The organism is Streptomyces africanus (assembly GCF_030816955.1).
Lineage (GTDB): Bacteria > Actinomycetota > Actinomycetes > Streptomycetales > Streptomycetaceae > Streptomyces > Streptomyces africanus.
In genome coordinates this window covers 3,250,781-3,268,686 of record NZ_JAUSYP010000001.1, presented here as the reverse complement: position 1 = coordinate 3,268,686, position 17,906 = coordinate 3,250,781, and the positions used below count along the sequence as shown (strand labels likewise).

The following is a 17,906-nucleotide window of genomic DNA, read 5'->3' as shown; positions in this document are numbered from 1 at the left end:
GGGACCGTTCCATGGCCGCGAGCCGCCGACGCCGCACCGCAGCCGTCGCCGCCACCCTGGCGGCCGTCGCGCTGACCGCCGGACTCACCACCGGCTGCGCCGCCGTCGACAAGGCGCTGGACTGCGTCCAGACCGCCGACGCCATCGCCGACAGCGTCACGGAACTCCAGCAGGCCGTGGACAACGCCGCGAACGACCCGACGCAGCTCGACGATTCCCTCGACTCCATCGACAAGAACCTGGACAAGATCGGCGACAAGACCGACAACGCGGACGTCAACAAGGCCGTCGACGACCTCAACCAGGCTGTCGGCAACGTCCGTACGGCGGTCAAGAACGGCGACGAGACGCCCGACATCAGCCCGGTCACGGACGCCGCGGGCGAACTGACCAAGGTCTGCACGCCGTAACCTTGCGCCGGCTGGGCCGGGCTGCTCGTCTGCCGGGTTTCGGCGGTGGGTGGGTGCGGGGCCGTGGTGGCTGGTCGCGCAGTTCCCCGCGCCCCTGACGGGGCGCGGCTGCCGCAATACTGGGGCCATGACGCGCTTGATCCTCGCCACTCGCAACGCCGGAAAGATCACCGAGCTCCGGGCGATCCTCGCCGAAGCCGGCCTCCCGCACGAACTCGTCGGTGCCGACGCCTACCCGGACATCCCCGACGTCAAGGAAACCGGCGTCACCTTCGCGGAGAACGCGCTGCTGAAGGCCCACGCCCTGGCCCGGGCGACGGGCCTCCCGGCCGTCGCCGACGACTCGGGCCTCTGCGTCGACGTCCTCAACGGCGCCCCCGGCATCTTCTCCGCCCGCTGGTCGGGCCGCCACGGCGACGACAAGGCCAACCTGGACCTCCTCCTCGCCCAGCTCTCCGACATCGCGGAAGAACACCGAGGAGCCCACTTCGCCTGCGCGGCGGCACTGGCCCTGCCCGACGGCACGGAGAGGGTGGTGGAGGGCCGACTGCGCGGAGTCCTCCGCCACGAGCCGACCGGCACGAACGGCTTCGGCTACGACCCGATCCTCCAGCCGGAGGGCGAGACCCGGACCTGCGCGGAATTGACCCCCGAGGAGAAGAACGCGATCAGCCACCGGGGCAAGGCGTTCCGGGCGTTGGTGCCGGTGGTGCGGGAGCTGCTCGGCTGAGAGATCAGCCCCGGGCCTTCGACTCGAAGGCCCGGGGCTGATTCTCTGTGTACGCCCGGTCGGATTCGAACCGACAGACACGACCACCTAAAGATCGCCGCTCAGCCGTTGGCGTACGGGCGCCCGACAGATTTCTACTCTACTGGGCGAGATTATGTCGTCGCTGCCCGCCTCGACACCAGGTCCTCGTGATGGGGTGGCAGTTGGGACACAACAACCGCAGGTTCTCCAGCCGGTCGTCGCTCCAGTCCCCGTTGATGTGATCCACCTCCAGCGTCATGGGCTTGCCGAGCCACTCGGGGCCGACCCCGCAGTTCGCGCACTCGTCAGGTACGCCCATCGCGTGGAGTGCCCTACGCAGCACGACCGTGCGGGTCCGACGCGCGCCGTCGTGCTTGACCAGGATGTCCTCAGGACGTCTGGCCAGGGCCGGGCGGGGCTTCCCGCGCTGGTGGGCCTGGCCTAGGAAGTGCTCGGTAGAGAGCCGGTCCTCGGCGATCCACCGGTGCAGATGCGCCCGCTGGGTGCCGCTGCCCTGGCGGCCCAGGCGGCGAAGCACCTCGGCGATGGAGACGGACTCGGCGACCGCGACGCGCAGTTCCTCGGGAGTGGGCCGGGCTCGCCGCCTGCTCATGAGGCACGCTCCTTCGCGCGTCCCTTGCCCCGCCCTCTGTAACTGTCCGTTGTGGAATGGCAGTTGGGGCAGAGCAAGCGCAGGTTGTCGATGCGGTTGTTGCGCCAGTCGCTGTCGATGTGATCGACCTCGAGCGGCAGTGGTTCGCCGCGCCACACCGCCTCGACCCCGCAGAGGGAGCAGCGTTCTTCCACTCCCTGCCCGAGCATTGCCCGTTTCAGTCGACTACTCGCAATGCGCCGGGCGCTGTCGGATGGTTGCTTGACGAGCAGATTTCCTGGCCTCCGTCGAGGCTTACCGCGCCCCGTCACCTGGAAGTGCGACGTGTCGATCCCGTACGCCTTGATTTTGCGGCTGATGTGCGTGTGATGCCCCCCGACCACCTCCAGCCCGAGGTGCCGCAGGACCTCGCCCATGTTGGTCGACGCCGCCACGGCCCGCTCAAGGACGTCCCTCGTCCACTTCACCCCCTCCCGCTCGAACCGTGACACGTCCACCCCCAGCTTCTTCATCCGCTCGTGCACATACCGCCGCGTCGAACTCTTCGGATCCACCCCCAACCGCGCCAACGCCTCCGACAGCGTCCGCGCCCCCCGAGCCGCCTCCTCCAGCCGCTCCCTGGTGTACGCACTCGCCCCCATCGCGCCCCTCCGTCACTCCATCCCTCGACCACCCATTCGTGATCTCGCACGGAGTAACGAACCGTTTATCGGACAGTCACGCCCGAAATGCGGAACGGCTCGTACCGGGCCACCCCGGTACGAGCCGTTCCACAGCGGAGACGGAGGACTCAGATCCCCAGATCCTTGATGATCTTGGCCACGTGACCCGTCGCCCGGACGTTGTACAGCGCGCGCTCGACCTTGCCCTCCTCGTCCACGACGATCGTGGAGCGGATGACGCCCATGTAGGTCTTGCCGTAGTTCTTCTTCTCGCCGAAGGCGCCGTAGGCGTCCAGGACCTGCTTGTCCGGGTCGGCCAGCAGCGTGACCTTCAGGGACTCCTTGTCGCGGAACTTGGCCAGCTTCTCGGGCTTGTCGGGGGAGATGCCGATCACCTCGTAGCCCGCGCCGGCCAGCAGCTCCAGGTTGTCCGTGAAGTCGCAGGCCTGCTTGGTGCAGCCGGGGGTGAGGGCGGCCGGGTAGAAGTACACGATGACCTTGCGGCCCTTGTGGTCCGACAGGGACACCTCGGTGCCGTCGGCGTCGGGCAGGGTGAAGGCGGGGGCCACGTCCCCCGGCTGGAGTCGCTCGCTCATCGGACCAGCCTAACCGGGGGTCGGGACAGTGCTATGAGCCGTGGAGCTGACAGACTGTCCGGCACAGGCTTCACACCGACTTCGGAGGCGACACGGTGGCGGACACGGCGGACACCAGGACCCCGGCGCAGATCGAGGCGGACATCAGGCGCCGCCGCGCGACCCTGGCCGAGACCCTCGACGAGATCGGGGTGCGGGTGCACCCGAAGACCATCGTCGGGGACGCCAAGGCCAAGGTCGCGTCCAATATCGATCACACCCTCGGGCGGGCGTACGTGGAGGTCAACCGGGCCGTCACGGACGTGCGCGCCCAGTTCGTGGACGAGGACGGGGCGCCGCGGCTGGAGCGGGTCGTGCCCCTCGCGCTCGTCGTCGTCGGCGTGGTCGGGCTGCTGGCCGTCAGCACGCGGCGGCGCAAGGGCTGACCCGACCGCGTACGTCCACGGGGAAGACAGGTAGGTTTCAGGGCGTGAGCGCCAAGAGAAACGAGCACAGCACCCATCCCGACAAGCTGCCCATCCGGATGCTGCACGACCGCGTACTCGTGCGGCAGGACACCAGCGAGGGCGAGCGGCGTTCCGGCGGCGGCATCCTGATCCCCGCCACGGCGGCGGTCGGCCGGCGGCTGGCCTGGGCCGAGGTCGTCGCGGTGGGGCAGAACGTACGGACCGTGGAGCCGGGCGACCGGGTTCTGTTCGACCCGGAGGACCGCGCCGAGGTCGAGGTGCGCGGTATCGCGTACGTGCTCATGCGCGAGCGTGATCTGCACGCCGTGGCCGCGGACCGGTTCGAGGGCTCGGAGGACTCGACGGGCCTGTATCTGTAGTTCCGGCGGGAGCAGAGCAGCGGCAGAAGAAGAAGGGGCCGGTGGCCAGGGTCACCGGCCCCTTCTGTGCTGCTTTGCTGAAGTACACCGACGGGTTCACGCGCCCGCTGCCCAGCGTTCTCACCGGCGCCGGCATCGTCGCCGGCATGCTGCTGCTGTCCCAGGCCGCCAGGACCCTGCCCGTCGGTACCGCCTACGGCGTGTGGGTGGGCATCGGGGCGGCCGGGGCGGCGGTGTTCGGCATGGCCGTGCTGGGGGAGCCGGCCACCGCCGCCCGGATCTTCTTCGTGTGCCTGCTGCTGGTCGCCGTGGTGGGGCTGAAGGCGACCTCGGGTCACTGATCCGACTATTCGCGGCGCGTGCCCTGCGGGACCACGCCCCAGCCGGGGCCCGTCGGGCCGCCCGTCGCGCCGCCGTCGGTCGCGTCGCCGCCGCCGTCCGTCGTGCCGCCGTCGGTCGTGCCGCCGTCGGTCGTGCCGCCGTCGCCGGTCCCGCCGTCCGCGGTGCCGCCGCCGGTCGGGGACTCGCCGCCCGTGCCGCCGTCGGTGGTGCCGCCGTCGGTCTGGCCCTCGGTCTGTCCCTCGGGCGCGCTCGGGGACTGGCCGGGCGTCTCGGTGCCGGTCTCCTGGCCGCCGGTGGAGGTGCTGCCGCCGTCGGTGGTGCCCGTGGTCGGGTCGGCCGGGGGCTCGGTGCCGGGGGCCTGGGAGACGTCGGCGCCGGGCTGGAGCCTGAGGTCGAAGTCCTTGACGGGCTTGCCCTTGAGGGCGTCCTGGGTGAACTGCGTCCAGATCTCCGCGGGCGGCCCGCCGCCGTTGACGCGGTCCAGGCCCATCGCTCCGTACAGCGACTTGTGGTCGGCGGTGACCGGGTCCTGGCCCATGACGGAGACGACCGTGGCGAGGTCGGGGGTGTAGCCCGCGAACCAGGCCGCCGTGTCCTCCTCGGCGGTGCCGGTCTTGCCGGCGACGGGGCGGCCCGCGCCCTGCGCGGCGGAGGCCGTGCCGTTCTGGACGACGCTCTGCAGCATCGAGGTGGTGGTGTCGGCGGCCTCGCGGCTCACGGCCTGCCGGGTGCGCCGCTCGGGCAGCTCGACCGGCGCGCCCTCCTTGGTGACCTTCTTGACCATCGTGTACGTGCCGTGCCGGCCGTGGTTGGCGAGCGTGGCGTACGCCTCCGCCATGTCGAGGACGCTGGCGGTGGCCGTGCCGAGCGCGATGGCGGGGCCGTCGGCGAGGTCGGGGGTGTTCTCGGGGATGCCGAGGTCGATCGCGGTCTGCTTGACCTCCGGAGGGCCGACGTCGGCCGCCATCTGCGCGTACACCGAGTTCACGGAGCTGTCGGTGGCCTCGGTGACGGTGATGTCGCCGTAGGAGTGCTGGTCCTCGTTCTCGGGGGCGTAGGGGTCGCCGGTCCAGCCCTGGACGGGGCGCTTGTTGGTGCCGTCGTAGATCGTGTTCGGGGTGATCATGCGGCCGTCCTGGGTCTCCGAGTGGTTCTCGACGGCGGCGGTGAACACGAACGGCTTGAAGGTGGAGCCGACCTGGAAGTCCCTGCGGGTGGCGTTCGGGGTGTACTGCTTGACGTAGTCGACGCCGTTGTACATCGCCACGACCTCGCCGGTCTTGGGGTCGACGGAGGCGCCGCCCGCGCGGACGTAGCGGTCGACCTTGTTGTTCTTCTTGTCCAGCTTGTCCATCAGCTTGTCGTTGACGGCCTTCACGAACGCGTCCTGCCGGGGCTTCTGGAGCGTCGTGGTGATGCGGTAGCCGCCCGCGTCGAGCCGCCTCTCGTCGATGATCTTGTTCTGGGTGAGGTAGTCCTTGACGGTCCGTACGATGTAGCCGCGCTGTCCCGACATGCCGGTGGACAGGGTGGACTCCTTCGGCACGGGGAACTTCATGCCGGCCCGCTTCGACTCGCTGAGCCAGCCCTTCTTGACCATGCCGTCCAGGACGTAGTTCCAGCGGGCCTCGGCGGCCTTGCGGTTCTCGGGATGGGCGACGACGTCGTACTGGCTGGGCGCGTTGACGAGCGCGGCGAGGTAGGCGGCGCGGGCCGGGTCGAGGTCCGTGGCGTCCGTGCCGTAGTAGGCCTGGGCGGCTGCCTGGATGCCGTAGGCGTTGCGGCCGAAGTAGCTGGTGTTGAGGTAGCCCTCGAGGATGTGGTCCTTGCTGACCTCGCGGTCCAGCTTGATCGCGATGAAGAATTCCTTGGCCTTGCGCGTGAGGGTCTGGTCCTGGCGCAGGTAGTAGTTCTTCACGTACTGCTGCGTGATCGTGGAGCCGGACTGCTTGCCCTTGCCGAGGGCCGTGTTCCAGGCCGCGCGGAGCATGGCCTTGGGGTCGACGGCGGACTCGGTGTAGAAGTCGCGGTCCTCGGCGGCCAGGATCGCGTGCTGGGCGTCCTTGGAGATCCGCGGGAGTGTGACGTTCTCCCGGTTGATCTCGCCGTCGCGGGCGATCACCGAGCCGTCCGCGTACAGGTAGACGTTGGCCTGCTTGGTGGCGAGCGCGTTGGCCGGAGGGATCTGCACCAGTGAGTAGCCGAGGAAGAAGCCGCCGACCAGCAGCAGGGCGACGATGATGAAGGCGCCGAGCGTCATGCGCCAGGTCGGGATGATCCGGCGCCAGCCGGTGCGCTTGGGTTTCCCGGCAGGCGTGGCCTGCGGCGTGGCCGGGTCGCCGTCCGCCTGCGGCTCTCTCGGCGCCCAGCCCGGTGTCGGCTGCTGCGGCTGCGGCTCGTCACTCATGTCGTGCACGGACTCCTGTTTCGCGTCGTACGTCGTTCCCGTACGTCTCTGCTCGCTCTGCGCCTCTGTGATGAAGACTGTCCCATCCGGCGATCAGTTCCCTGACCGAGGGCCGTGTCGTGAGCCGGGCGGCAGGGCGGGCCGTGTGCGGGGCGGGCACGCGGGCGGGTGCAGGGCGAACCATGCCATTTCGCGCGCTTGCCCGAATCGCGATCTCGCCCGCGCGACATTCGCCCGAAGGGGGACACCACCGCGGACGCGACGGCTCGTACGCTCCGCCCCGGCCGGCACCGCCGCCATGCTGCTCGCGCTGGCCACGGGCGCCTCGGCCCACGCTGACGCAACGGATCGTACCGTCTGGGCCGGTGCGCACTCGCCCCGCGGCGCCTGAGCCGGTCCTCGAAAATGCGTGGCACGCGTGATCGCCGGTCCACTAGGCTCCTGCGCTTCGGTGCCCGGCGGCGAGGAGGGCTGTGGATGTGGGCTCGGGACGGTTGTACCTGGCCGTCGCCGCGGGGGGTTTCAGGCGGTACGCGACGTACCGGGCGGCCACGGTGGCCGGGGTGTTCACCAACACGGCCTTCGGCGTCATCCTCGTCTACACCTACCTGGCGCTGTGGGACGAGAAGCCGCATCTGGGAGGGTACGACCAGGCGCAGGCCGTGACCTATGTGTGGCTGGGGCAGTGCCTCTACGCGACCCTCGCCATCCAGGGCGGCGGCGCCGAGAAGGACCTGATGGAGCGCATCCGCACCGGCGAGATCGCCGTCGACCTGTACCGGCCGGCCGATCTGCAGCTGTGGTGGCTGGCGGGCGACGTGGGGCGGGCGCTGTTCCAGATGCTGGGGCGGGGCGTCGTCCCCTTCGCGTTCGGCGCGGTCTTCTTCCCCATGGCGCTGCCGACGTCGGTCACCCCCTGGGCGGCCTTCGTGGTCACGCTCCTGCTGGCGGCGGTCGTCAGCTTCGCGCTCCGCTACCTGGTGGCCCTGAGCGTGTTCTGGCTGATGGACGGCATGGGCGTCAACCAGGTGCTGATGATCACGGGCATCTTCTTCTCCGGCATGGTGCTGCCGCTGAACGCCTTCCCGGGCGTGCTCGGCGACATCGTGCGGGTGCTGCCGTGGGCGGCGCAGATCCAGATGCCGGCGGACGTGCTGATGGGGGAGACCGACCCGCTCGGGGCGTTCGCCTTCCAGGCGGCGTGGGCGGTGGCACTGCTCGCGGCGGGGCGGCTGCTGCAGTCGGCCGCGACGCGGCGGGTGGTGGTGCAGGGTGGCTGAGCGGAGTGCCCTGCTGGAGGGGCTGCGGGCCTACCGGCTGATCGCCGGGATGTGGATGCGCTCCAGCATGACCTACCGCACCTCCTTCGTCGTCACGGTGTTCGGCAACCTGCTGGTGACCGGCCTGGACTTCGTGGGGATCCTGCTGATGTTCTCGCAGGTCGACTCGCTGGGCGGCTGGTCACTGCCCGAGATCGCCTTCCTGTACGGGCTGTCGGTGACGGCGTTCGGGATCGCCGACCTGGTGCTCGGCTCGATGGACGTCCTGGGTGCCCGGATGCGCGACGGCTCGTTCGACATCCTGCTCGTGCGTCCCGCGCCGGTGCTCGCCCAGGTCGGCGCCGACCGCTTCGCGCTGCGCCGCCTGGGCCGGATCACGCAGGGCGCGGTGGTCCTGGGCTGGGCCCTGGTCTCGGTCGACGTCGACTGGAGCGCGCCCAAGGCGCTGCTGGTGCCGGTGATGGTGGTCAGCGGCGCGGCGATCTTCTCGGCGGTGTTCGTGGCGGGCGCGGCCTTCCAGATCTTCGCCCAGGACGCCGCCGAGGTGCAGAACGCGTTCACGTACGGCGGGACCACGCTGCTGCAGTATCCGCCGAGCGTGTTCGGGAAGGACCTGGTGCGCGGCGTGACCTTCATGCTGCCGCTCGCCTTCGTCAACTGGGTCCCCGCCGCCTACGTGCTGGGCCGCCCGTACCCGATCGAGCTGCCCCAGGGGGCGGCCTTCGCGTCGCCGCTGGTGGCGGTGGCCTGCTGTGTGCTGGCGGGGATGGCGTGGCGGGTGGGGCTTCGTTCCTACCGGAGTACAGGGAGTTGACGGCGTTGGACAGCGTGGACGGTGTGGACGGCGGGTTCATCGAACTCGACGGCGTCGAGAAGGTCTTCGACGTGCGCAAGAAGACCGGCTTCATGAAGCGGGAACGGCGCCAGGTCCGGGCCGTCGACTCGATCTCCTTCCGGGTGGACCGCGGCGAGATGGTCGGCTACATCGGCCCCAACGGCGCCGGCAAGTCGACCACGATCAAGATGCTGACCGGCATCCTCACCCCGAGCGCCGGCCGGCTCCGGGTCGCCGGCATCGACCCCTCCCGCGAACGCACCCGGCTCGCGCACCGCATCGGCGTGGTGTTCGGGCAGCGTACGACGCTGTGGTGGGACCTGCCGCTGGTCGACTCCTACCGGCTGATGCACCGCATGTACCGGATCCCGGACGCCCGTTACCGCGAGAACCTCGACCGTCTGGTCGAACTCCTCGACCTGGGCGACCTGCTGGACGTGCCGGTACGGCAGCTCTCGCTCGGGCAGCGGATGCGCGGCGACATCGCGGCGGCACTGCTGCACGACCCGGAGGTGCTGTACCTCGACGAGCCGACCATCGGCCTCGACGTCGTCTCCAAGTCCAAGGTGCGGGAGTTCCTGCGGGAGTTGAACGCCGAGCACGGCACCACGGTGCTGCTGACCACGCACGACCTCCAGGACATCGAGCAGTTGTGCAAGCGGGTGATGGTCATCGACCACGGGTGCCTGATGTACGACGGCCCGCTCGCCGGGCTGCACGAGGCGGGGGAGAGCGAGCGGACGCTGGTGGTGGACCTGGAGCGGGAACTGCCGCCGATCGACGCCCCGGCGCCCGCCCGGGTCGTCCGGGTGGACGGTCCGCGCCAGTGGCTGGCGTTCCCGGCGGCTCAGTCCGCGGCACCGCTCGTCGCGCGGATCGCGGCGGAGTACCCGCTGGTGGACCTGTCGGTGCGGGAGCCGGACATCGAGGCGGTGATCGCGAAGATGTACGCGGAACAGGCCGAGCGGGCGATCTCGTAGCCCCCGGCGGGGTGAACTCGTAATCTGCTGTGTATGACCGACGACTCAGTCCCGGACCTCCGCGCCTCCGACGCCGACCGTGAACGGGTCGCCGAGATCCTGCGGGACGCCCTCGCGGAGGGCCGTCTCGACATGGCGGAGTTCGAGGAGCGGCTGGACGCGACGTATCAGGCGCGGACCTACGGCGAACTGGCGCCGATCACCCGGGACCTGCCGGCCGCGGGCGTCACGGCGCCTTCCGTGTCACTGACCAAGGAGCCCGCCGCCGGCCCGGACGGCTCGCACTGGTCCGGGCGGATCGTCGGCGGGGAGGGTTCCTCGCCGTGGGCCGTGGCGGTGATGTCCGGCTTCCAGCGCAAGGGGCGCTGGACGATGCCCCGCCGGTTCACCTGCCTCGCCCTCTGCGGCGGCGGGGAGATCGACCTGCGCGAGGCGAACTTCGCGGACCGCGAGGTCGAGATCAACGCGATCGCGATCATGGGCGGGGTGGAGGTCATCGTCCCGCCCGGCGTCGAGGTCGTCGTCCGCGGCATCGGCATCATGGGCGGCTTCGACCACCGGGAGGAGGGCGTCCCCCGCGCCCCCGGCGCACCCCGCGTCGTCATCACCGGCTTCGCCTTCTGGGGCGGCGTCGGGGTCCAGCGAAAGCTGACCCGTGCGGAGAAACAACGCCTCCGCGAGCAACGCCGCCGCCAGCTGGACGGCTAGCCGCCGCCTGCGGACAGTCGTGCGGCACCAGCCGACCTCAGCTCTACAGCTCCGCCGGCACAGACCCCTTCAGGCTCTCCAGATCGAACACCTCGGCCATCCGCGCATACCCCGCGTCACTGGGATGCAGATGGTCCCCCGAGTCGTACTCGGCCCGCAGCCGCCGCGGGTCGTAAGGATCACGCAGCCCCTTGTCGAAGTCGACCACCGCGTCGAACACCCGCCCCGCACGAATCTCCGCGTTGATCTGCTGCCGCACGGCTTCCCGAGCCTCCGAGTACCCCCGGTGCCCGCCGAACGGCATCAGCGTCGCCCCCACGACCTTCAGCCCCCGCGCATGCGCCTGCCCGACCATCGTGCGCAGCCCGCCGAGCACCGCGTTCGGATCCGCGAGCCGCGGATTGCGCAGGATGTCGTTGACCCCGAGGTCGATGACGACGACCTTGGCGTTCGTCCGCTCCAGCACGTCCCGCGCGAAGCGGTTCAGCCCGCTGGGGTTGTCCGCCGGCCGGCCCAGCCCGTCCGTGAGGACCCGGTTCCCGCTGATGCCCTGGTTGACGACGCTGTAGCGGGGCAGGTCCCGCCCGGCGGCGATCTCCGCGCGTAGCCTGTCGGACAGGACGTCGGTCCACCGGTTGTTGGCACCGGCGGAGGAGGTGATCCCGTCGGTGATCGAGTCGCCGAGGACGACGACCGTCCCGTCGGACTCGTTGCTCAGCACGTCCAGCGCGGTCAGGTAACGCCAGTACATGCTCTGCTCGGTGTACGGCGCGCCCGTCGCGTCAGCGGTGTGGTCGCCCTGGGCGACGTAGGAGATCTGCCGGGCGTGCCGGTGGTACGTCACCGAGCCGGAGCTGGTCGGCGTGTACGTGGTGATCAGGACGTCCGCGTCGCGCGGGATGACGATGCGCACGGCGTCGCTCATCACCTGCCGGCCGGGCGGGATGACGACCGCCGGCCCGCCGTTGAAGGTCAGCTGCCGCAGGGTGTCCGAGAGCGCGGCGGCTGTGCCGCTCCCGGCGGCGACGGCGATCGAGGCGCGCGTGATGCTCAGCGGCGCCTGGCCGTAGAGATTGGACAGCGTCACGCGGGCACTCGTACCGCCGACGCTGGTGTGGACGACGTTGCGCACCGAGCGGTCCGCCATGCCGGTCGTCTCCGTGCCCGGCTCGGCCGCGGCCGGAGAAGCGGACCAGGTGCCGACCCAGGTGCCGGTGGAGGCGGGGGCGGCGGAGTTGTTCGGGAGGCGGTCGTCGGCGAGAGCGTTGCGCGCCGGCGTACCTCTGTCGGACGCCACCCCGACGTATATGGCGGTGGAAAGGGCCACGATCGCTGCGACAACGACGGCCAATAGGGCGTAACCACGACCCCGGGTCATGCTGTGTAGTTCTCCTCGGGCGATGGGAGCCCAAGGCTCCGATCTGATATGCCCATGATGCGTCATGGGCCGGGGGAAGCTCACACGGACCCCGTGGCATTACCCCCTCCCGACAGACGCCGGGAACTCCTGTTCCGTTCCAGGAGTCGGTCAGGAAGGGACAATGTGTGCGGGATCACCAAGCGGGTGGAGCGGATGGAACGGACGAAAGTAGAAGAAAAGGGCGGCGTCGGAGGGCAGCATGCCCGCCCCGGCGTCGCCACGAACCGTGCGATGGCCACCTTCAGCCCCGCGGACGAGGAGAAGCAGCGTGGCGTACGCCGCATGAAACTCACCGCCACCGGGCTCCTGCTGTTCGTGGCCGTGGTCTACATCCTCGCCAAGTGGGCCCAGAACTCCGGCGCGGGCCCCTGGGCGAGCTATGTCGCCGCGGCCTCCGAGGCGGGCATGGTCGGCGCGCTCGCCGACTGGTTCGCCGTCACCGCCCTCTTCCGCCACCCCCTCGGCATCCCCATCCCGCACACCGCGATCATCCCCACCAAGAAGGACCAGCTCGGCGTCACCCTCGGCGAGTTCGTCGGGGAGAACTTCCTCTCCGAGGACGTCGTACGGCAGCGGCTGCGCGCCGTCGGCATCGGCAGCCGTCTCGGCGCCTGGCTCGCCGTCCCCGAACACGCCGACCGGGTCACGGCGGAGCTGTCCACCGCCCTGCGCGGCGCCCTGACGGTCCTGCGCGACTCCGACGTCCAGGCCGTCGTCGGCGAGGCCATCACGCGCCGCGCCAACGCCCAGGAGATCGGGCCCGGCATCGGCAAGATGCTGGAGAAAATCGTCGCCGACGGCGGCCACAAACGGATCGTCGACCTCGTCGTCACCCGCGCGCACGACTGGCTGGTGCTGCACCGCGACGAGGTCATGGACGCCGTGGAGGGCGGCGCCCCCGGCTGGACGCCGAGGTTCGTCGACCGCAAGGTCGGCGAGCGCGTCTACAAGGAACTCCTGCGCTTCGCCACGGAGATGCGCGACATGCCCGCCCACCCCGCGCGCGGCGCCCTCGACCGCTTCCTCACCGACTTCGCCTCCGACCTCCAGTCCGACACCGACACCCGCGCCCGCGTCGAGCGCCTCAAGGGCGAGGTGCTGGGCCGCGGCGAGGTCCAGGACCTCATCGCCAGCGCCTGGACGGCCGTACGGTCCATGATCGTCGCGGCGGCGGAGGACGAGCGCAGCGAACTGCGGCTGCGCGTACGGGCCTCCCTGCTGTCGCTCGGATCCCGGATGGCGGGCGAGCGCAAGGTGCAGGACAAGGTCGACAAGTGGGTGGAGGACGCGGCCGTCTACGTCGTCACCACCTACCGCAAGGAGATCACCTCCCTGATCACGGACACGGTGGCGAGCTGGGACGCCGAGCACACCACGCGGAAGATCGAGGCGAACATCGGCCGCGACCTGCAGTTCATCCGGATCAACGGCACGGTGGTCGGTTCGCTGGCCGGCCTGCTGATCTACACGGTGTCGCACGCGCTCGGGGCGTGACGGGGTGCCCGGCGGGGCGTGACGCGCGGGTGGCGTCAGGTGTCAGGGCGTAAGCAAAGCGGCTCAGGGCACTCGGCCCGGGTTCTTCTCGATGAGGAGGGAGCCCATGACCACCGCACAGGCCGGGACCGGCCGAACCGTGACCACCGACATCCCCGCCCGCCTCGACCGCCTCCCGTGGTCACGCTGGCACTGGACGATCGTCATCGGACTCGGCACCGTGTGGATCCTCGACGGTCTCGAAGTCACCGTCGTAGGCAACATCGCCAGCCGCCTGTCGGAACCCGGCAGCGGCCTGCCCATCACCTCCGCCGAGGTCACCGGCCTGGCGGCCGCCCTGTACGTGGCGGGCGCCTGCTCCGGCGCGCTCTTCTGGGGCCGGCTGACCGACAAGTGGGGCCGTAAAAAACTTTTCATGATCACGCTGGCGGTCTACCTCGGCGCCACTGCCCTGACCGCGATCGCCTTCGACACCTGGTGGTTCCTGCTCTTCCGCTTCCTCACCGGCTTCGGCATCGGCGGCGAGTACGCGGCCATCAACTCCGCGATCGACGAACTGATCCCCAAGGAGTACCGCGGCCGCGTCGACCTGATGATCAACGGCAGCTTCTGGCTGGGCGCGGTCGGCGGCTCCCTCCTCTCGATCGTCGCGCTGGACACGGACCTCTTCGCGGCGAACGTCGGCTGGCGCCTCACGTTCGCACTCGGCGCGGTCCTGGCCCTGGTGATCCTGCTGGTCCGCCGGCACGTCCCGGAGAGCCCCCGCTGGCTGCTGATCCACGGCCGCGACGACGAAGCGGAACGCATCGTCTCCTCGATCGAGCGCAGGATCGAGCAGGAGCAGGGCGAGCCGCTGCCGCGCGCGGAGGGCGAGATCACCATCCACCAGCGCCGCAGCGTCTCCTTCCTGGAGATCGGCCGCACGGTCTTCTCCGACTACCGCCGCCGCGCCATCCTCGGCTTCTCCCTCTTCATCGGCCAGGCCTTCCTCTACAACGCCATCACCTTCGGCTTCGGCGCGATCCTGACGACGTTCTTCGACGTCCCGAGCGGCAGCACCGGCTACTACTTCGCGGTCATCGCGCTCGGCAACTTCTGCGGACCGCTGCTCCTGGGCAAGCTCTTCGACACGGTCGGCCGCCGCGTGATGATCTCCGGCACGTACCTGCTGTCCGGCCTGCTCCTCTTCGGCACGGCCTGGCTCTTCGACCTGGGCTCGCTCAGCGCGACCACGCTGACCGCCTGCTGGTGCGCGGTGCTGTTCTTCGCCTCGGCGGGCGCGTCCAGCGCCTACCTGACGGTCTCCGAGGTCTTCCCGATGGAGACCCGCGCCATGTCCATCGCCTTCTTCTACGCCATCGGCACGGCAGCCGGCGGCATCAGCGGCCCGCTCCTCTTCGCCGACCTCACCGGCACGGGCAAGGTCGGCGACACGGTCCTCGCCTTCCAGATCGGCGCGACCCTGATGTGCCTGGCGGGCCTGGCGGCAGCGCTCCTCGCGGTGCGGGCGGAACGGCGTTCGCTGGAGGACATCGCCACGCCGTTGACGGCGATGGAGGGCAAGGCAGACAGCGACTCCACCGCTGCCTCCGGCTCGACGGGGTCGAGGACGGCGACGGCGTAGGGCCCTGGGCAGCCGGCTTAGCTGCGGGCAGTCGTGCCTCCCCCAGTGCCTCAAGGGCCTGGGAGGTACCCCCAGGGCGGCACGGGTGGGCGCAGCGGCACCCCGCCAGCGCGGGCGAGCTGCCCCACCCGCGCCCGGGCCACACCGCCGGCGCCCTCCCAACGCACCAGAGGCTACTCAGCCCCACCCCGCCGCACCCGATCCCGCCGCCGCAGCAACAGCAACCCACCCGCGACAGCGGAAACCCCCGCCGCGGCGGCCCAGCCGACCATGTCCTCGGCCCCGGTAGCAGCCAGGTCACGCCCCGCGGTAGGCGAGGCCGAGTCGCTCACGGCCCCCTGCGGCCGCGCATCCCCACCGGAGGCAGCCCCAGACGGACTCACACTCGGCGTCACCTCCACCGGACCCGGATCCCGAGTAAACGCCAGCGTCCCAAAACCAAGCTGGTCGTAACCCCCACTGTTGGGCCCGTAATCCCCACCCCCACCCTCAGGCGCAGCCTTGACGGCCGCACGCGTCACATACGACGCCGACAACCCCCGCCGCTTGGTGTAGTGATTGGCGATCATCGCCCAGATGGGACGCGTCATGGCCGGATCCACACCCGCGGCCTCGGCCGCGGTCTCACTCCCCGACCACCCCCCGATCGCCCCCTTCCTCCGCGTGTTGGCCGTATACGGCACATCCCCGCCCAGGCTCCACTTCGCCACGTACTGCGCCCCCTTGAGGAAGCGGCTGTCGTCATAGCCGTAGAGATCGATGCCCTGGTTCCAAGCCATCTCGCAGACCGTGCCCATCAGCCCGACCCCGAGCAGCGCATGCCCCTGGTCCCGCCCCGACTCGACCCACTCGGCCAGCCCGTCCTCGTGCACGACGGGAATGGCGTGCCTGACGGACCCCATGCCGTCCCCGTGCTTGAAGTACTCGACGGCCCGGTCGACCACGGCACGGTCGTCGCAGAAGATGCCCGTGGCGAGCACACAGGCGATGGCCGTCAGATCCCAGTTGGGCCAGTAGTTGGTGACGACGGCACCGTTGTGATCGCGCAGGAAACTGTCGCTGACCGGATGGAACACGTTCCGCATCACCTCCTGCGCCCGCCCGAGCTCGAAGTCACCGTGATCGCGCACGAGTTCGGCGGCGTTGGCGAACTGGTAGCCGTACAGCCCGGCGGCCAGGAACCGGTCGGCCGAGCCCTGGATCGACGTCAGCTTCCCCGACCAGGCGTTGAGGATCGCCACCGCGGTGTCGGCATGCGCGGTCTCGCCGCTGACGTGGTACCGCAGGGCGTTCTGGTAGGCGGCGTGGATGTCGTTGTAGAGCACCGCGTAGTTCTGGGGCGAACCCGCTCCCCGGTACACCGTGGCCTGCGGATTGGCCCGCCAGCCGCTCTGCGCGTGCCGGTTGGCGGTGAGCTTGGCGAACCCGGCCGTATAGGGTCTGGCACCCGCCTTCACCTTGGCCGCCATACGGTCCAGGTCGGTACGGGTGTGCAGCAGCCCGGGGTGGGCGAAAGCGGAGCCGGCGGCGACGGCCGGGCTCGCGAGCGCGCTCGTAGCGACCCCGGCGCCGACGACACCGATGCCGGCGGCTCCGGCTGCCGTGCCCGCGGCCCTCAACATGCTCCGGCGGCTGATCTGTCGTGTCACGTTGTCGTACCTCAACGTCGTAAGTCGCGTTCCTGCGGGGGACGGTGAGGAGACGGCCGGACGGCGAAGGCGATAACAAAAACTGCGCTATAGTTGATCTGCGCCCGCTCGCCGGAACTCCGGCAGACGGACGATGCGTTGGTGGTCCAAGGAAAGACGTCCCGCTTCCTGCGGGGAGATGCAGGTGCAAGGCCTGCCCGGCGCTCCAGACGAGAACCCCGGCCCTGGTTTCAGGGCCGGGGTTCTTCGCTGTGCGCGCTGCTCAACCGCGCCGGTCGTACTCAACCGCGCCGGTCGGCGACCACCCAGGACGCGACGGCCACGGCCCCCGCCACCCCGAACACGGCAGGCCAGGCACCCACCTTCTTGGCCAGCGGATGAGACCCGGCGAAGGCGGCGACATACGCGGCCGACAACGCCCCCGCGGCCACCCCACCGGCCTGCTGCCGCCACTGCCGCGCGGCCGCGGCCCCGGCGACGGCGAGCACGGCCCCGCCGAGCGGCCGCTGCCGAGTCCAGCGGGCGACGCCGTACCCGCCCACGAGCCCGCTCGCGGCGATCACCGCACTGGGAACCTTCGCCATCCCTGCCTCCTGCTTCTGCTCTGCTCCTGCTGCTCCTGCCCCGCTCGCGATCACCGAGGCTAACTCCCCAGGTCGGGGGCGCACGCGCCGGGGCGCACGAAGGCGCGTTCCCACAGGCCACAGGCCACACGAACATGAGTCGAGGCTTGTCAAGTTTCCCGCTCCGAGTTATATAAGAAGGCGAAGAACGTAGGGCATCGCAGCGGCAGCGCCTGAAGAGAGGAGTGACCAGTGATGCTCATGCGCACGGACCCCTTCCGTGAACTCGACCGGCTCACCCAGCAGGTCTTGGGCCCCGCCACGCGCCCGTCGGCGATGGCGATGGATGCCTACCGCTCCGGGGACGAGTTCTTCGTCCACTTCGACCTCCCCGGCATCGACCCCGAGACGATCGAGCTGGACGTCGAACGCAACGTCCTGAACGTCCGAGCCGAACGCAGGTCCCCCGCCCCCGAGGACGCGGAACTGCTCGTCGCCGAACGGCCCACCGGCACCTTCACGCGCCAGCTCTTCCTCGGCGACACGCTGGACACGGAGCGCATCGACGCCTCGTACGAGGCCGGCGTCCTGACCCTGCGCATCCCGGTGGCCGAGCAGGCCAAGCCGCGCCGCATCCAGATCACGGGCGGCGACAAGCCCAAGCAGCTCAGCGGCTGACGGCACGGCACTCACGTACCCACGAGGGCTGTCCCGAGGGCGTCCCACCCACGGGACAGCCCGCCCCC

Annotated in this window: 19 protein-coding genes and 1 tRNA gene; 12 read left to right on the top strand and 8 right to left on the bottom strand. The window is 70.3% G+C overall.

The features are described from left to right. Positions 1–11 precede the first annotated feature (11 nt). On the top strand, positions 12–410 hold the full coding sequence (locus QF034_RS15050; protein ID WP_307175448.1) for a hypothetical protein: 399 nt from the start codon (positions 12–14) through the stop codon (positions 408–410). A 127-nt stretch (positions 411–537) separates the two neighbouring features. Continuing rightward, positions 538–1,140, top strand: a complete 603-nt coding sequence (rdgB, locus tag QF034_RS15045; protein WP_307175447.1) for an RdgB/HAM1 family non-canonical purine NTP pyrophosphatase — start codon at positions 538–540, stop codon at positions 1,138–1,140. Positions 1,141–1,190: 50 nt separating this feature from the next. Here the strand turns inward: rdgB and QF034_RS15040 are convergent. From QF034_RS15040 to bcp, 4 genes are all read right to left on the bottom strand, one after another. Then, positions 1,191–1,263, bottom strand: a tRNA-Leu gene (locus tag QF034_RS15040). Positions 1,264–1,279: 16 nt separating this feature from the next. Next, the gene (locus tag QF034_RS15035; RefSeq protein ID WP_307175446.1) at positions 1,280–1,774 is read right to left on the bottom strand and encodes an HNH endonuclease signature motif containing protein; all 495 of its coding nucleotides are present in this window, start codon (positions 1,772–1,774) and stop codon (positions 1,280–1,282) included. Beyond that, a complete protein-coding gene (locus tag QF034_RS15030) occupies positions 1,771–2,415 on the bottom strand; it encodes an HNH endonuclease signature motif containing protein (RefSeq protein ID WP_307175445.1) in 645 nt (214 codons plus the stop codon). The genes QF034_RS15035 and QF034_RS15030 overlap by 4 nt, the downstream gene beginning before the upstream one ends. A gap of 149 nt (positions 2,416–2,564) precedes the next feature. Further along, positions 2,565–3,032 carry a thioredoxin-dependent thiol peroxidase gene (bcp, locus tag QF034_RS15025; protein ID WP_037669081.1) on the bottom strand — a complete coding sequence of 156 codons (468 nt, stop codon included), beginning with the start codon at positions 3,030–3,032 and terminating at the stop codon, positions 2,565–2,567. A 95-nt stretch (positions 3,033–3,127) separates the two neighbouring features. Between bcp and QF034_RS15020 the strand changes: the two genes are divergently transcribed. The 3 genes from QF034_RS15020 to QF034_RS15010 are packed head-to-tail and all read left to right on the top strand — an operon-like array spanning position 3,128 to position 4,199. Beyond that, entirely contained in the window at positions 3,128–3,457 is a 330-nt protein-coding gene (locus tag QF034_RS15020) for a DUF3618 domain-containing protein (protein ID WP_307175444.1), read from the top strand. Positions 3,458–3,501: 44 nt separating this feature from the next. Beyond that, positions 3,502–3,858, top strand: a complete 357-nt coding sequence (locus tag QF034_RS15015) for a GroES family chaperonin (RefSeq protein ID WP_010040015.1) — start codon at positions 3,502–3,504, stop codon at positions 3,856–3,858. A 41-nt stretch (positions 3,859–3,899) separates the two neighbouring features. Further along, the gene (locus QF034_RS15010; protein WP_307175443.1) at positions 3,900–4,199 is read left to right on the top strand and encodes a DMT family transporter; all 300 of its coding nucleotides are present in this window, start codon (positions 3,900–3,902) and stop codon (positions 4,197–4,199) included. 5 nt (positions 4,200–4,204) lie between these two features. Here the strand turns inward: QF034_RS15010 and QF034_RS15005 are convergent, their stop codons facing one another. After that, the gene (locus tag QF034_RS15005) at positions 4,205–6,607 is read right to left on the bottom strand and encodes a transglycosylase domain-containing protein (protein ID WP_307175442.1); all 2,403 of its coding nucleotides are present in this window, start codon (positions 6,605–6,607) and stop codon (positions 4,205–4,207) included. A gap of 479 nt (positions 6,608–7,086) precedes the next feature. On the opposite strand from QF034_RS15005, the gene QF034_RS15000 reads away from it, so the two are divergent. The 4 genes from QF034_RS15000 to QF034_RS14985 are packed head-to-tail and all read left to right on the top strand — an operon-like array spanning position 7,087 to position 10,410. After that, positions 7,087–7,887, top strand: coding sequence for an ABC transporter permease (locus tag QF034_RS15000; RefSeq protein ID WP_307179881.1), 801 nt, complete (start codon positions 7,087–7,089; stop codon positions 7,885–7,887). After that, on the top strand, positions 7,880–8,701 hold the full coding sequence (locus QF034_RS14995; RefSeq protein WP_307175441.1) for an ABC transporter permease: 822 nt from the start codon (positions 7,880–7,882) through the stop codon (positions 8,699–8,701). Before QF034_RS15000 ends, QF034_RS14995 begins: the two co-directional genes overlap by 8 nt. A 5-nt stretch (positions 8,702–8,706) precedes the next feature. Then, positions 8,707–9,702, top strand: coding sequence for an ABC transporter ATP-binding protein (locus QF034_RS14990; protein ID WP_307175440.1), 996 nt, complete (start codon positions 8,707–8,709; stop codon positions 9,700–9,702). A 33-nt stretch (positions 9,703–9,735) separates the two neighbouring features. Beyond that, complete coding sequence (locus QF034_RS14985; protein WP_307175439.1) at positions 9,736–10,410, top strand: DUF1707 SHOCT-like domain-containing protein; 675 nt, start codon at positions 9,736–9,738, stop codon at positions 10,408–10,410. Between the two features lie 43 nt (positions 10,411–10,453). Here QF034_RS14985 and QF034_RS14980 read toward each other — a convergent pair whose 3' ends face one another. After that, positions 10,454–11,788 carry an SGNH/GDSL hydrolase family protein gene (locus QF034_RS14980; protein ID WP_307175438.1) on the bottom strand — a complete coding sequence of 445 codons (1,335 nt, stop codon included), beginning with the start codon at positions 11,786–11,788 and terminating at the stop codon, positions 10,454–10,456. 195 nt (positions 11,789–11,983) lie between these two features. On the opposite strand from QF034_RS14980, the gene QF034_RS14975 reads away from it, so the two are divergent. Together QF034_RS14975 and QF034_RS14970 are read left to right on the top strand one after the other, a co-directional pair. Then, positions 11,984–13,324, top strand: coding sequence for a DUF445 domain-containing protein (locus tag QF034_RS14975; protein ID WP_370880800.1), 1,341 nt, complete (start codon positions 11,984–11,986; stop codon positions 13,322–13,324). A gap of 106 nt (positions 13,325–13,430) precedes the next feature. Next, positions 13,431–14,948, top strand: coding sequence for an MFS transporter (locus QF034_RS14970; protein ID WP_307175436.1), 1,518 nt, complete (start codon positions 13,431–13,433; stop codon positions 14,946–14,948). A 173-nt stretch (positions 14,949–15,121) separates the two neighbouring features. On the opposite strand, the gene QF034_RS14965 is transcribed toward QF034_RS14970, so the two are convergent. Together QF034_RS14965 and QF034_RS14960 are read right to left on the bottom strand one after the other, a co-directional pair. Further along, on the bottom strand, positions 15,122–16,570 hold the full coding sequence (locus tag QF034_RS14965; RefSeq protein ID WP_307179880.1) for an alginate lyase family protein: 1,449 nt from the start codon (positions 16,568–16,570) through the stop codon (positions 15,122–15,124). A 308-nt stretch (positions 16,571–16,878) separates the two neighbouring features. Further along, complete coding sequence (locus tag QF034_RS14960; protein ID WP_020272524.1) at positions 16,879–17,181, bottom strand: hypothetical protein; 303 nt, start codon at positions 17,179–17,181, stop codon at positions 16,879–16,881. 234 nt (positions 17,182–17,415) lie between these two features. Here QF034_RS14960 and QF034_RS14955 point away from each other — a divergent pair, with 234 nt between their 5' ends. Further along, a complete protein-coding gene (locus tag QF034_RS14955) occupies positions 17,416–17,838 on the top strand; it encodes an Hsp20/alpha crystallin family protein (protein WP_208641719.1) in 423 nt (140 codons plus the stop codon). Positions 17,839–17,906 lie beyond the last annotated feature (68 nt).

What these genes read in the sequence shown, in the direction of transcription:
- QF034_RS15050 (WP_307175448.1), top strand. Translation starts at nt 12, where the DNA reads ATGGCCGCGAGCCGCCGACGCCGCACCGCAGCCGTCGCCGCCACCCTG.
- rdgB (WP_307175447.1), top strand. Translation starts at nt 538, where the DNA reads ATGACGCGCTTGATCCTCGCCACTCGCAACGCCGGAAAGATCACCGAG.
- QF034_RS15035 (WP_307175446.1), bottom strand. Translation starts at nt 1,774, where the DNA reads ATGAGCAGGCGGCGAGCCCGGCCCACTCCCGAGGAACTGCGCGTCGCG.
- QF034_RS15030 (WP_307175445.1), bottom strand. Translation starts at nt 2,415, where the DNA reads ATGGGGGCGAGTGCGTACACCAGGGAGCGGCTGGAGGAGGCGGCTCGG.
- bcp (WP_037669081.1), bottom strand. Translation starts at nt 3,032, where the DNA reads ATGAGCGAGCGACTCCAGCCGGGGGACGTGGCCCCCGCCTTCACCCTG.
- QF034_RS15005 (WP_307175442.1), bottom strand. Translation starts at nt 6,607, where the DNA reads ATGAGTGACGAGCCGCAGCCGCAGCAGCCGACACCGGGCTGGGCGCCG.
- QF034_RS14985 (WP_307175439.1), top strand. Translation starts at nt 9,736, where the DNA reads ATGACCGACGACTCAGTCCCGGACCTCCGCGCCTCCGACGCCGACCGT.
- QF034_RS14980 (WP_307175438.1), bottom strand. Translation starts at nt 11,788, where the DNA reads ATGACCCGGGGTCGTGGTTACGCCCTATTGGCCGTCGTTGTCGCAGCG.
- QF034_RS14975 (WP_370880800.1), top strand. Translation starts at nt 11,984, where the DNA reads ATGGAACGGACGAAAGTAGAAGAAAAGGGCGGCGTCGGAGGGCAGCAT.
- QF034_RS14970 (WP_307175436.1), top strand. Translation starts at nt 13,431, where the DNA reads ATGACCACCGCACAGGCCGGGACCGGCCGAACCGTGACCACCGACATC.
- QF034_RS14965 (WP_307179880.1), bottom strand. Translation starts at nt 16,570, where the DNA reads ATGTTGAGGGCCGCGGGCACGGCAGCCGGAGCCGCCGGCATCGGTGTC.
- QF034_RS14960 (WP_020272524.1), bottom strand. Translation starts at nt 17,181, where the DNA reads ATGGCGAAGGTTCCCAGTGCGGTGATCGCCGCGAGCGGGCTCGTGGGC.
- QF034_RS14955 (WP_208641719.1), top strand. Translation starts at nt 17,416, where the DNA reads ATGCTCATGCGCACGGACCCCTTCCGTGAACTCGACCGGCTCACCCAG.